Raw genomic sequence first — 13,116 nt, forward strand, 5'->3', positions numbered from 1 at the left:
CACGGCACCCTACCGAGGAGAAAAACGCACCGGAGCCCCGGGTGGGCGGGCGTAACCGCCCGGTAACCTGATCCCCGCGCACCGGCACAGCGACCTCAAGAACGAGCGCCCCGAGCGCGAGAGGGTCGCCGGCGAGATGTTCGACCTGGCCAGACCGGGGCACGGTCACACTTCCCGACGACGTAAGGGCAGGTGTCCTGGCGCATTTCGCCAACCAGAAGGGTGACATCTTGCTGGTGCCGGCGGCATATCACGGTCACGCCGACATCGTCAGGATGCTCGAGGACTACGGCGCCGATCGTGACCTCTTCCATGAGCGGGGTCGAACACCGTCGGCCGGAGCGGTCATCAAGAAGGAATCGGGCGTGGTCAGGGTCCTGCTCGAAATCGCCGCCGACCCGCGGGCCGGCGCCGATGCAGCAGTTGACACAGTGCAGATGTTTTCCAACCAACAATTTCTCGCGGGGTTCTCGGAAGAATAGGCTGGAATATCGTCATATATCGCTAGTGTGGCTTTTTGAACGGTCCCTCGTCATGCTAGATGGGTGGCAACTACGACCCCCTCTGCGCAGGCCTTCAGTAGGCGACCACTTCGCATTCCCGCATTGCCGTGTCCGTTCCCTGACGAGATCAATGACCACGCCGAGGAGGTGGACGCCGAGAGCCACCGGTGGCTCGCCGCGTCCGGCATGCTCGCCGACCAGAAGATCATTGATCATTTCCGCCGCTCCAAGATCGGAATGCTGGCGGCCCGCACCAACCCGCTCATCCCACGTGAGAGTCTCAGGCTGCTCAACGACTGGTACAACTGGCTGTTCGCCTTCGACGACGCCTTCTGCGAGGGAGAGCTCATCGGGCACCGGGCCTCCGCACTCGCCCACGCCCTGCCTCCCCTCCTGGAGATCCTCGACGGTCGCCGTCAGCCGGCACCAGACGATCCGTTCGGCCTGACCCTCCGCGAACTGCAACTCCGCATCGCCGAGATGGCGACGCCCGCCCAGGTCGAACGATGGCGAACCACGGTCAAGGAGTACCTGTTCGCCCAGATCTGGGAGGCGGCCAACCGTGAGGTGGACCTCATCCCCAGCGTCGAGGACTACGTCCTCATGCGCCGCATCACTGGGGCAACCTACACCTGCCTCGCTCTCATCGACGTCGGTGGCGGATACCGCCTTGAAGCAGAGGAGTGGCACCATCCCGACGTCCGCATGCTGTCCGACCTCGCCTGTGATCTCATCGGGTGGGACAACGACCTGCTGTCGTACGCCAAGGAGCGCGGCAACGACAAGGCCAGGCACAACCTGGTCACCGTCCTGGCCACGCACAGGTTCTTCAACGTGCAGAAGGCGCTCGACGAGGTGTCGAACATGCACAACGACGCCATCGCCGCGTTCGTCGAACGTCGCGCCGTTCTCGAACGATGGGCGTCGCTGCCGGTGCGCAGATATGTCCGCGGACTGGAGCATTGGGTGCGCGGGCACATCGAGTTCTCGCTCGGCAGCGCCCGCTACATCCACGCATGGCCGTCCGGCACCACCTGGAGCAAGGCCGGCTGACCACTACGACGGGGCGTCCACCTCGCCCAGTGCCATCGTGGACGCCTCGTCGAGGTCGAGCCGCGCGCCACGTTCGAACGCGGCGTTGTAGACGGCCTCGCCGAGCGACTTCTGACACTCCTTGACGCACTTCTCGTGCTCGTTCGTCAGGAACGGGGCGCCCATCATCGGCAGACCCGAGGTCGTCCAGTTCGCCTTGAGCGCGCCCAGCAGCTGCGCGGCCAACTCGGCCTGCTCGAGACTGGCGAAGATCCGCGCCGTAGTCTCCAGCGCCACGAGCGTACCCAGCGTGTCGTGGAAGTGGCGCTTGATGCGCAGCCCTTCCTGAGCCGAGGTCAACGCCGCCTCCGGCCTGCCCGTCGACATCAACGGCAGGGCAAGCGCCCAGCTCGCATAGGAGCTGACCCAGAGCTCACCGCGTTCCTTGCACACCTGCAGGACGTCGACCAGGAGCGATTCGGCCTCGTACAGCTCCCCCTGCGTCGTCAGCACAATCGACAGCTCCACGATCGCCGGCAGCAGGCCCGGGTTCAGCTCCTTGTTGCCGGTGTTGAACTCGATCGCCATGCCCAGCAGCGCGCTCGCCTTCTGCAGGTCGCCCTGCAGCAGCGCCGCCGTACCCTGCATCTTGGACGCCAGGATGACCGCGCGCGAGTCGCCGACCAGCACCGCCTCGCTGCTGCACTGCTCGGCCGACTCCAGCGCGCCCGCGCTGTCGCCCTGGGCGCTGCGCACGTAGGACAGCACCCACAGCGCCTTGCATCGTTCCTTGCTCGGCTCGGGATTGGCCCGCAGCGCCCGCTCGAGGTAGATGCGGCCTTCGCGGATGAACCCGCAGCAGATCCACATGAACCACAGCGACGACAGCAGCTCCAGCGCCAGCACGCTGTCGCCCGGCGTGCGCAGCGCGTGCTCCAGCGCGAGCCTGACGTTGTCATGCTCCTGGCGCATGCGGACGAACCAGTAGATCTGCCGCGGCCCCGACCAGGCGTCCTCGCTCCTGCGGGCCAGGCTCAGGTAGTAGGCCAGGTGCTTGTGGCGCAGATGCTCCGTCTCGCCGAGCTTGTCCAGCCACTCCTCGCCGTACTCGGCCAGCGTGTCGATGAGCTTGTAGCGCACGCCCGCGTGATCGCTCTTGATCAGCAGGATGGACTTCTCCACCAGCCCCGTCACCAGGTCGGTGATCTCCTCGGCGGGCAGCCGGTCGTCGGAGCAGACGAACCTGGCCGCGTCGAGCTCGAAGTCGCCGGCGAACACCGAAAGGCGCGCCCACAGCAGCCGCTCGGACGGCTCGCACAGCTCGTGGCTCCATCCGATGGCCGCGCGCAGGGTCTGGTGCCGTGGCAGCGCCGTACGGCTCGCCCCGGCCAGCAGGCTGAACCGGTCGGTCAGCAGCCCCAGGATCTGATCCACCGACAGCGCGCGCAGCCGCACCGCGGCCAGCTCGATCGCCAGCGGGATGCCGTCGAGGCGGCGGCACAGCTCGGCCACCGCGCCGATGTTCTGCTCGTCCAGCACGAAGTCGGGCACCACCGCGCCCGCCCTGGCCGCGAACAGCTGCACCGACTCGTTGGTGAACAGGTTCTCGTCCGGGTTGTCGCCCGGCACAGCCAGCGGCGGCACCGGCACCACGTGCTCGTACGGCAGGTGCAGCGACTGGCGGCTCGTCGCCAGGATCTTCAGCCGCGGGTTGCTGTGCAGGAGCTCGTCGATCAGCTCAGCGCAGCCCTCGATCAGGTGCTCGCAGGTGTCGAGGATGAGCAGCATGTCGCGGTCGCCGACCCACTCCGACAGCGACTCGGACTCGCCGCGCGCCGACTGGTCGGCCACGCCGAGCGCGGAGGCGATGGTGTTCTTCACCATGCCCGCGTCCTGCAGCCTCGCCAGGTCGGCGAACCACACGCCGTCGGCGAACTGTGAACGCACCTGATGGGCGAGCCGCAGCACCGTCCGCGACTTGCCGACGCCACCGATGCCGGTGACCGTCACGAGGTTCGACTCGGACAAGTGGCGTTTGAGGTTGGCAAGCAGCCTCGTCCGGCCGACGAAGCTCGTGAGCTCCGCCGGCAAATTGCCTTCTCGACGCCAACCTGTCGGGGTGGCCATGGGCAGCCTCACGGGGGTAGCCGGACACCTTCTCACGCGCGGATCCACTGTACCCCGAGTAGCCTTTACTGTCCCTTGAGGCTTACATGTGCGAGGGTGGCGTTTCTTCCTCCGGATAGCATTGTCGCCGTGAGCGAATTCCTGCCTGAGCAGACCTCGGACGACACCGACCTGGGGTGGGGCGATGATCGGGACGAGGATCCCGATGCTTTCTACCTCGACAACAAGCCCCCTCACTGGGGCTGACACGGCCTGTCGTGGAGGATGAACTTTCCTGCCCTCCCGTGACTCACATCCTGGCCCTCAGGTGTCGTGACGCCGCCGGAGCCGTGGATGACGACCGATGGGCCGGCGCCCTCACGAGCCCCGGCCCATCGGCCCCCTCCTGTTCCGCGGCCCCTGACTGCCGCGGCCCCCACCGGGGCGCGGGTCAGCTGACGACGTCCTTACGGCGGAAGCGGCGGAAGGCGATCGCGATCAGGATCGCCGCGTAGGTGACCGACACCGCGGCCCCCTTGGTCATCCCGCCCCAGTCCAGCGCCGGGGCCAGCGCGTCCATCCACGCCGTGTTCCAGAACGTCGGCAGGAACTCCCTCAGCGAACCCAGCGCCTCCACCGCCTGCAGGATGGTGCTGACGATCACCAGTCCGACCGCGCCGCCCACCGCGCCCAGCGGTGAGTCCGTCATCGTCGACAGCAGGAAGGCAACGGACGCCACCACGAGCTGGCTGACCAGCGCGTACCCGATCACGATCCCGAAGCGCGGCAGCACGTCGAACGCGGGGATCGTCTCCCCGGTCCCCGGCACCTGGATGTCGTTCCAGCCGAACACCAGCGTGCCCGCGATCAGCGCCATCACCGGCAGGCAGATCACCGCCGCCGCCGAGTACCCCAGCGCCACGACGAGCTTCTGCCGCAGCAGCCGGTCCCGCGGCACCGGCGCGGCCAGAAGGTAGCGCAGCGACGACCAGTTCGCCTCGCTGGCCACGGTGTCGCCGCAGAACAGCGCCACCGCCACCACCAGCAGGAAACTCGCCGACACCGACAGCGCGAACGCGGCGAAGTTGAGCCCGCCCTGCGTGGCCAGGTCCGACAGGCGCAGCGCGTTCTGCTGGCCGGTGTTCTGCGGGCCGAACTGGAAGGCGATCACCAGGATCCACGGCAACGCCAGCAGCAGCCCGAACATCACCAGCGTGCGCCGCCGCTTGAACTGCCTGACGATCTCCACCCGCAGGGGCAGCGTCCGGCGGGCGAGGTAACCGGGAGCGGCGGTCGTCATCAAGACTTGTCTCCGATCAGGTCGAGGAACACGTCCTCGAGGCGGGCGCCGTGTCCGTTGTGCTTGGCGGTGCCGAGCAGGTCGGACACCGGGCCCGTGCTCACCAGGCGGCCGCGGTGCATGACCACCACGTGGCTGCAGGTCTGCTCCACCTCCGCCAGCAGGTGGCTGGAGACGATCACCGTACGGCCGTCGCGGGCGTAGCGCTTGAGCACCTCGCGCATCTCCCTGATCTGGGGCGGGTCGAGCCCGTTGGTGGGCTCGTCGAGCACGAGCAGGTCGGGCAGGCCGAGCATGGCCTGCGCGATGGCCAGGCGCTGGCGCATGCCCTGGGAGTAGGTGCGCACGGCCCGCTCCAGCGCGGTGCCGAGACCGGCGATCTCCAGCGCCTCCTCCATGCGGGCGTCCTGCGGGGGCCGTCCCGTCGCCTGCCAGTACAGGGTCAGGTTGTCGCGCCCCGACAGGTGGGGCAGGAAGCCCGGACCCTCGACGAACGAGCCCAGCCTCGACAGGACGGGAGCCCCCGGCGTCACCGCGTCACCGAAGATCCGGATCTCGCCCGCGTCGGGCTGGATGAGGCCCATCATCATCCGCATCGTGGTGGTCTTGCCCGCGCCGTTCGGGCCGAGCAGCCCGAGCACCTGGCCCTTCTCCACCCTGAACGACAGGCCGTCCACGGCCTTCTCGCCGTTCCTGTAGGCCTTCGTCAGTCCCGCGATCTCCAACGGGACCTCGGCACCGCGGGCCGCGCCGGCCGGCGTCCCGAGCTGGTCGCCGGCAGCGCTCGCGAGCTCGACGGGGGCGCCGTCCGCCGAGGACGGGGGAGCGGCGGCGGCCGTTCTGCGGCCCGTCGCCACGATGAGCGCGGCCACCGCGATCGCCGCCAGGGGCAGCGCCCATGTCCACCACACGGGACCGGACGGCGGCGCGGCGAGCTCGGGCACCGTCGGCACGGTCAGCGTCGGCGAGGCCAGACCCACCACGTAGCTCGCGGGCTCTGCGGGAGTCGCGTAGCCCATGTCGGTCGTCGTCAGCGCCAGCCGTACCCGATGGCCTGCCGCGAACCTGTGGTCGACGGCGGGCAGCGTGACCGTCGCCTCGCCGGAGCCGGCGGTGATCCGCACCGGCGCCACCAGGCCGGCCGGCAGCGTCGGCGGGGTGGCGGCGTCGGCCACGTCGTAGAGCTTGGCGAACAGCGTCGCCTCGCCCTTGCCCTGGACCCTGACCTTCACGGTCGGGGTGCCGGTGAGCTGCAGCGGCTCGGTCAGCGGCGCGGACTCGAAGACCGCGCTCTGGCCCGGCATGTCGAGGGAGACGCTGAGGTTGCCCTGCGCGGCGCCGCCGCCGAGCAGCCCGCCGACGCCCGGCACGGCCGAGATCGAGGCGGGGCTGCCACCCGGCGGGTTGGCGACGTTCTGGTCGGGGCCCGCGAGCCGTACCTCGACGGTGGAGGTGCCCGCCAGGCCCGGGTAGCGGTCGGTGCCCGGGTGCAGGCGGATGCGCTGGCGGGTGCCGGGGTCGCGACCGCCGTCTCGCGTGATGATGAACCCCTTCATCGTCCGGGCGGTGGTGTCGCCACCCCCGCCGGACCCGCCAGACGCGCCGGGCCCGGCGGTCGTTGCGGTGCCCGCGTTCCCCGCGACACCGGCGTCCGTCCTCAGGTGGCGGTCGAACCAGTCGAGCAGGCGCTCGTCCAGCCAGTCCACCTCGCCGTTCCCGCCGTCGTGCCCGCCGTCGAACCACATCACCTCGACCGGCGTCCCCGCCGCCGCGATCGCCTTGGCGTTCGCGTCGGCCTGCGCGAGGGTGAACAGCGAGTCGCGCTGCCCCTGGATCAGCAGCGTCGGCGCCTTGATCCGCCCCGCGACCGACACGGGGCTCGACGCGCGCAGCATCTCGATCGCCGCCGGGGTCGGCCTGCCGGTGGCGGCCACCTCCTGGTACATCTCGCACACCGCGGGCAGGAACCTGCCGCACCTGGCCTCCTCGGCCGACAGCGGCCGGGGCTGGGCGGTCAGCGCGCCGAGCGCCTGCGCGCCGGGGCCTGAGGCGGCGTCGGGCCCCTGCGCCTCGAGGGCGGGCCCGCCCCTGCTGAAGAAGAGCCCCGCCCACATCTTCTTGAACACGCCGTTCGGGAACAGCGCCTCCGACAGGTCGTTCCAGGTGATCATCGGGACGATCGCGTCGACCCTGGCGTCATGGGCGGCGGTCATGAGCGCGATCGCGCCGCCGTACGAGCCGCCGGCGATGCCGAGGCGCGGGTCGCCCGCGGCGTCCAGCCGTACGTCGGGCCGTTTGGCCAGCCAGTCGATGAGCTGCTTGACGTCCTTGACCTCGTAGTCGGGCGAGTTGAGCGCGATCTGCCCGGTGGAGCGGCCGAAGCCGCGCGCCGACCAGGTCAGCACCGCGTAGCCCTGCTGCGCGAGCCGCACCGCCTGGGCCCTGACGCTCTGCTTGCTGCCGCCGAACCCGTGGGCGAGCAGCACGGCCGGAGCCCTGCCACCGCCCGCGGGCGGGAAGTACGTCGTGTCGAGCTCGACCCGCTGGTCGTTTCCCGGGCCGTCGACGACGGCGATCCGCTGCTCCTGGCCGCTGATCTCGGGGGCGGACGGCCACACCAGCCAGACCACCGTCGCGAGTACGGCCAGCGCCGCGACCAGCGCGGCTGCTCTCTTCATGGACCGAGCGTACTGAGCAGTCCTGAGAGGCAGCTGAGACGCGGTCAGCCCAACAGGGCGTAGACGGTGCTGGCTCGTGCGGCGGGTCCTGGGCCGCCCTCGGCGCTCAGCGTGATCTCGGCGAAGGCGAGCGTGCGGCCCAACTTGGTGACGCGCGCCTCGACGAGCACGTCGGCCTCGGTGACGGGCCGCTGGAACGTCGTGGACTGCTGGACGGTGGTCATCGGCACGAAGCCGCCCCTGGCCGAGGAGATCGCGATGACGGTCGCGGTGTCGGCGGCGGCCATGAGCGCCTGGCCGCTGATCCCGCCGCCCTCCCTCGCCAGCCGTCCTGACCACGGCAGGCGGAGCAGCGCGTGGCGCTCGCCCACCTCTTCCACGCTCAGCCCCAGGTCCAGGACCCAGGGGGCGAAGTTGTCCTTGAGTATGGCGTCGCCTTCTTCAGGAGTCACGCCGTCATCATGCACGCTGGAGTCATGCTTGAGGAGGTCTTCCTGCCGTCGACGTACGGCGCGGGCGTGCCGTACGAGCTGTTCGCGACGTTGCGGCGCCAGTCGCCCGTCTGCCGGATCCCGGAGCCCGAGGTCGGGCCGTGGCGGTCGGGGCCCGGATTCTGGGGGGTGTTCGGGCACGCGGACGTGAAACACGTCCTGCGCACGCCGTCCGACTTCTCCTCCCACCTGGGCGCGACGCAGATCCGCGACCCTGACACCCCCGCCGACCTGGCGTTCGTCCAGGCGATGATGCTCAACACCGATCCGCCGGAACATTCGAGGCTGCGCAGGATCGTCGCGGCGGCCTTCACGCCGAGGGCCGTGCGCGCGCTGGAGGAGACGATCGCCGCGCGGGCGGCGCGGCTGTTCGCGGCGGGCCGGTGCGACTTCGTGGAGGTGGCCGCCGACCTGCCGGTGTGGACGCTGGCGCACGTGATGGGCGTGCCGGAGCAGGACCGGCGCCTGCTGTACGACTGGGCGTCGCGGGTGATCGGCTACCAGGACGAGGAGTACGCCCACCTGTCCACCGCCGAGGACCTCAGCCCGATCGGCAGGATCGCCGTCGCCGTCAGGCCCGAGCGGCGGCCCGGCGTCAATCCCAGGTCGAGGGCGGCGCTGGCGGACATGTTCGCCTACGCCCACGCGCTCGCCGCCCGGTCGAAAGGACGGGACGACGTGATGGCGGCCATGCTCGACGGCGGCCTGACCGAGGCCGAGTTCGAGAACATGTTCTTCCTGTTCGCGGTGGCGGGCAACGAGACGCTGCGCAACGGCATCCCCGGCGGCCTGCTGTGCCTGCTGGAGCATCCCGAGGCCATGGAGCTGCTGCGGGCGCGGCCCGAACTGCTCGCCCCCGCCGTGGAGGAGATGCTGCGTTTCTGGCCACCCGTCATGGACTTCCGCCGTACCGCGACGCGCGACCTGGAACTGGGAGGGCAGCCGATCAGGGCGGGGGACAAGGTCGTCGTCTACCACGCCTCGGCCAACAGGGACGAGACGGTCTTCCCCGACCCCGACCGCTTCGACATCACCCGGTCCCCGAACGACCACGTCAGCTTCGGGTTCGGCCCGCACGTCTGCCTGGGCGCCCACCTGGCCAGGACGCAGATGCGCGCCGTCTTCGCCGAGCTCCTGCGGTGGGACGTACGGCTCGACGGCGAACCCGTCAGGCTGGTCTCGAACTTCCAGAACGGATTAAAGCATTTGCCCGTCCTCCTAGAGTCGAGATCATGACCGACTATCTCGATGTCAACAGGGCCAACTGGGACGAGCGCGTGGCGATCCACGTCGGCAGCGCGTACTACGACGTCGCGGGGTTCAAGGCCGGCGAGCAGCCGCTGCGGCCGTTCGAGTTGGCCGAGATGGGCGATGTGCGAGGGCAGCGGCTGGTCCACCTGCAGTGCCATTTCGGGCTCGACACCCTGGCGTGGGCCAGGCTCGGCGCCGACGTGACCGGCGTCGACTTCTCCGGCAAGGCCGTCGAGGCCGCCCGCGCGATCGCCGCCGAGTGCGGCATCGCCGCCAGGTTCGTGGAGGCCGACGTCTACGACGCACCCTCGGCGGCCGGCGACGGCTTCGACATCGTCTACACCGGCATCGGCGCGCTGGTCTGGCTGCCCGACCTGGACAGGTGGGCGCGGGTCGTCGACTCGCTGCTCAAGCCGGGCGGTTTCCTCTACCTGGCCGAGTTCCACCCCTTCGGCGACATCCTCGACCTCGAGGACGGCTCCAGGGTGGCGTACGACTACTTCGACCGCGCGCCCCAGGTGGAGGACTTCCCGCACACCTACACCGGCTCCGAGGTGCTGGAGAACACCACGTCCGTGCAGTTCGCGCACGGCATCGGCGAGGTCGTGACCGCGCTGGCCGGGGTGGGGCTGCGTGTGGAGTTCCTGCACGAGCACGACTTCACGCTCTTCAGGCGCTTCGGCTCGCTGGAGGCGCACGGGCCGATCTACCGTTTCCCCGAGGGGCGGCCCGCGGTGCCGCTCCTCTACTCGCTGCGGGCGGCCAAGCGGTAGTGGATCTCCTCCATGCCGTCCTCGACCTTGGAGAATCCGCTCTCCACGAAACCGAACCTCTCGTAGAACCGGCGGGCGCGCGGGTTGGCCGACAGCACCCACAGGCCGATCGTGCGCTCGGTGGGGATCGCCTCCACCGTGGTCGCCATCAGGGCCCGGCCCAGGCCGGTGGACAGGTGGCCGGGTAGCACGTAGATCGCGTAGACCTCGGTGTCGGCCCGGTCGTCGCGGCTCTCACCGAACATGCTGAAGCCCACCACCGCGTCCGCCCCTGCGCCCCCCGGCGCGACCTCGTCCGTGCCCTCCGGCGCGTCCTTCTCCGTGCCCGCGCTCACGGCGACGAACGCGCGGGTGCGGCCCGAGCCGAGCGCCCGCGTGCGCAGGCGCACGTTCTCGTCGGTGACGGCCAGGCCGTCGAGAAAGGCGTCGGGCATCGCGTCCCTGTAGGCGAACTTCCACGTCTGGATCCTGACGGTCTCGATCGCGAGCGCGTCGTCGGGCGTCGCGGGGCGCACAAAGAAGGTCATGAGCGGCCATTCTGCCCGAACCCGTGTACGGGCGGCCCGCCGAAATTGACGTTTTCTTGACGCCCCGATCGCGATTGAACCACCTGTGGCCTCAGTAGTGTGCGTTCGTCTTTACGTGTACTTGATGTGGGGGTGGCCAGGTTGGCCGGCGTGGACCAGCGCGCTGCCGTGCGAGATGGGGCGCTCAGGGCGTGGCTGCTGAAGGGCCTGCAACGCTCGGCGCAGGGAAGCGGCCCGCATCACGAGGAGTCACCCGGCCACCAGCACTCCTGGTGGCAGGTGATGTGCCTGACCGGCGTGGACTACTTCTCCACCCTGGGCTACCAGCCAGGCATCGCCGCGCTCGCCGCGGGCACGCTCAGCCCGATCGCCACCGTGCTGCTGGTGGCGCTCACCCTGTTCGGCGCGCTGCCGACCTACAGGGCCGTGGCCAAGGAGAGCCCCCACGGGCTCGGCTCGCTGTCGATGCTGGAACGCCTCCTGCCGGGCTGGCGCGGCAAGCTGCTCGTGCTGTTCCTGCTCGGCTTCGTGGCCACGGCCTTCATCGTGACCATCACCCTGTCGGCGGCCGATGCCACCGCCCACCTGCTGCACAACCCGTTCGTGCCCGAGATGTTCGCCGGTTGGCAGGTGCCCGTCACGCTGGCGCTGATCGCCGCGCTGGGCGGGGTGTTCCTGGCCGGGTTCAGCGAGGCCATCTCCATCGCCGTCGTCCTGGTGGCGGTGTACCTGCTGCTGAACGCGGTCGTGGTGGCGGCGGCCCTGCGGCAGGTGTTCGCCGAGCCCCTGCTGATCTCCGACTGGCAGGCGGCGCTGACCAGCCAGCACTCGAGCCCGATCGCGATGATCGCCGTATCGCTCTACGTGATGCCCAAACTCGCCCTGGGACTGTCCGGCTTCGAGACGGGCGTGGCGGTGATGCCGCTGGTCAAGGGAGAGCTCACCAGCCGGATCAAGGGCGCGCGCAAGCTGCTGACCACCGCGGCGCTCGTCATGAGCGTCTTCCTGATCACCTCGAGCTTCGCCACCACCGTGCTCATCCCCGCCGAGGAGTTCGCCGAGGGCGGCGCGGCCAACGGGCGCGCCCTGGCGTACCTGGCCCACGCCTACCTCGGCGACTGGTTCGGCACCGCCTACGACCTGTCCACCATCGCCATCCTGTGGTTCGCCGGAGCCTCCGCGCTGGCCGGGCTCCTCAACATCGTGCCGCGCTACCTGCCCAGGTACGGCATGGCCCCTGACTGGTCGCGCGCGGCCCGGCCCATGGTCCTGGTCTTCACCGCCGTCTCCTTCCTCATCACCGTCTTCTTCGGCGCCGAGGTGGAGTCCCAGGGCGGCGCCTACGCCACCGGCGTGCTCGCGCTGATTCTCTCGGCCGCCGTCGCGGTCACCCTGTCGGCCTGGCACGGCGGCCGGATCCGCGCCGCGATCTCGTTCGGGATCATCACGCTCATCTTCGGCTACGCCACGGTCGCCAACATCATCGAACGGCCCGACGGCCTGGTGATCGCCCTGCTGTTCGTCGTCGCCATCGTGATCACCTCGTTGATCTCCCGCGCCACCCGCTCCACCGAACTGCGCGTCACCAACATCACGCTCGACGACCTGGCGCGGCAGTACATCAACCAGTGCGGCGACATCCGCCTCATCGCCAACGAGCCGAACGCCCGCGACCAGAAGGAGTACGTCGACAAGGCCCGCGAAGCCTGGGAGCTGCACCGCCTGCGCACCGGCGAGGGCCTGCTCTTCCTCGAGGTGAGCGTCCCCGACGCCTCCGAGTTCGCGGGCGAGTTGCGGGTCGTCGGCGAGGAACGGCACGGCTTCCGCGTCCTTCGCATGGAGAGCTCCACGGTCGCCAACTCCATCGCCGCCCTGCTGCTGTACCTGCGCGACCAGACGGACAAGACCCCGCACGTGTACTTCCACTGGGCGGCCGAGGGCAACCCCATCGGCGCGCTGCTGCGCTACCTGGTCTTCGGCGGTGGCGACATCCCGCCCCTCACCCGCGAGGTGCTCCGCCAGGCCGAACCCGACGCCGGCCGCCGCCCGGTCGTCCACGTCGGCTGACCTGCCGCCCGACGCCGGCCGCCATCGCGGCCGGCGGCCCGGTGGAAGTCCTCCAGGGACTCCCCGTCACGCAGCCGCAGGAACCCCTCGATCGCCAGGTCGCGACGGCGGCGGGCGCCCTCGGCGTCGGTCACCGTGGCGGCCTGGCCGTACCTGCCGGGGTCCCGCAGGATCTCGGGCGGGGAGGTGAAGACCGCGTCGCCCGCCTCGGGCAGGCCGCTGTTCTGCATCGCCACGACGATGCGCAGCCTGCCGTCGGCGTCGACCAGGCGGTGGACGGCGCCGGGGGTGAAGGTGACGACGGCGGGCAGGTGGCAGCCCTCGCCGTCCCGCGGGGGCGTGCCCTTCGTGCCCACGGGGGCGTGATTGCTAAGAAGGTAAAGGCCAG

The 13,116-nt window shown here is 70.1% G+C and carries 11 protein-coding genes; 5 read left to right on the top strand and 6 right to left on the bottom strand.

Features of this window, described 5'->3' with window-relative positions; translation table 11 throughout:
* Positions 1 to 230: 230 nt before the first annotated feature.
* Positions 231 to 482, top strand: a complete 252-nt coding sequence (locus AC3EO4_RS15915; RefSeq protein WP_379573802.1) for an ankyrin repeat domain-containing protein — start codon at positions 231 to 233, stop codon at positions 480 to 482.
* A gap of 123 nt (positions 483 to 605) precedes the next feature.
* Positions 606 to 1,556 (top strand): terpene synthase family protein, encoded by a 951-nt coding sequence (locus AC3EO4_RS15920; RefSeq protein WP_431896248.1) that lies wholly within the window; start codon positions 606 to 608, stop codon positions 1,554 to 1,556.
* Positions 1,557 to 1,559: 3 nt separating this feature from the next.
* On the opposite strand, the gene AC3EO4_RS15925 is transcribed toward AC3EO4_RS15920, so the two are convergent.
* The 4 genes from AC3EO4_RS15925 to AC3EO4_RS15940 form a co-directional block, all read right to left on the bottom strand.
* Positions 1,560 to 3,626: an ATP-binding protein gene (locus AC3EO4_RS15925; RefSeq protein ID WP_431896250.1), complete on the bottom strand. Its 2,067-nt coding sequence runs from the start codon at positions 3,624 to 3,626 to the stop codon at positions 1,560 to 1,562.
* 466 nt (positions 3,627 to 4,092) lie between these two features.
* Positions 4,093 to 4,941: an ABC transporter permease gene (locus tag AC3EO4_RS15930; protein ID WP_379573806.1), complete on the bottom strand. Its 849-nt coding sequence runs from the start codon at positions 4,939 to 4,941 to the stop codon at positions 4,093 to 4,095.
* Positions 4,941 to 7,619: an alpha/beta fold hydrolase gene (locus AC3EO4_RS15935; protein WP_431896251.1), complete on the bottom strand. Its 2,679-nt coding sequence runs from the start codon at positions 7,617 to 7,619 to the stop codon at positions 4,941 to 4,943. The genes AC3EO4_RS15930 and AC3EO4_RS15935 overlap by 1 nt, the downstream gene beginning before the upstream one ends.
* 44 nt (positions 7,620 to 7,663) lie before the next feature.
* Positions 7,664 to 8,071, bottom strand: a complete 408-nt coding sequence (locus AC3EO4_RS15940; RefSeq protein ID WP_379573808.1) for a PaaI family thioesterase — start codon at positions 8,069 to 8,071, stop codon at positions 7,664 to 7,666.
* A gap of 24 nt (positions 8,072 to 8,095) precedes the next feature.
* Here AC3EO4_RS15940 and AC3EO4_RS15945 point away from each other — a divergent pair, with 24 nt between their 5' ends.
* Together AC3EO4_RS15945 and AC3EO4_RS15950 are read left to right on the top strand one after the other, a co-directional pair.
* Positions 8,096 to 9,346, top strand: coding sequence for a cytochrome P450 (locus tag AC3EO4_RS15945; RefSeq protein WP_431896254.1), 1,251 nt, complete (start codon positions 8,096 to 8,098; stop codon positions 9,344 to 9,346).
* Positions 9,343 to 10,134: a class I SAM-dependent methyltransferase gene (locus AC3EO4_RS15950; RefSeq protein ID WP_379573811.1), complete on the top strand. Its 792-nt coding sequence runs from the start codon at positions 9,343 to 9,345 to the stop codon at positions 10,132 to 10,134. Before AC3EO4_RS15945 ends, AC3EO4_RS15950 begins: the two co-directional genes overlap by 4 nt.
* Here the strand turns inward: AC3EO4_RS15950 and AC3EO4_RS15955 are convergent.
* Positions 10,107 to 10,661, bottom strand: a complete 555-nt coding sequence (locus AC3EO4_RS15955) for a GNAT family N-acetyltransferase (RefSeq protein ID WP_431896256.1) — start codon at positions 10,659 to 10,661, stop codon at positions 10,107 to 10,109. The genes AC3EO4_RS15950 and AC3EO4_RS15955 overlap by 28 nt on opposite strands.
* Positions 10,662 to 10,811: 150 nt before the next feature.
* Here AC3EO4_RS15955 and AC3EO4_RS15960 point away from each other — a divergent pair, with 150 nt between their 5' ends.
* Complete coding sequence (locus tag AC3EO4_RS15960) at positions 10,812 to 12,728, top strand: APC family permease (RefSeq protein ID WP_379573813.1); 1,917 nt, start codon at positions 10,812 to 10,814, stop codon at positions 12,726 to 12,728.
* On the opposite strand, the gene AC3EO4_RS15965 is transcribed toward AC3EO4_RS15960, so the two are convergent.
* Positions 12,626 to 13,084, bottom strand: a complete 459-nt coding sequence (locus tag AC3EO4_RS15965) for a hypothetical protein (protein WP_431896258.1) — start codon at positions 13,082 to 13,084, stop codon at positions 12,626 to 12,628. The two genes, AC3EO4_RS15960 and AC3EO4_RS15965, sit on opposite strands and share 103 nt — an antisense overlap.
* Between the last annotated feature and the right edge of the window lie 32 nt (positions 13,085 to 13,116).

The organism is Nonomuraea sp. bgisy101, from assembly GCF_057708945.1.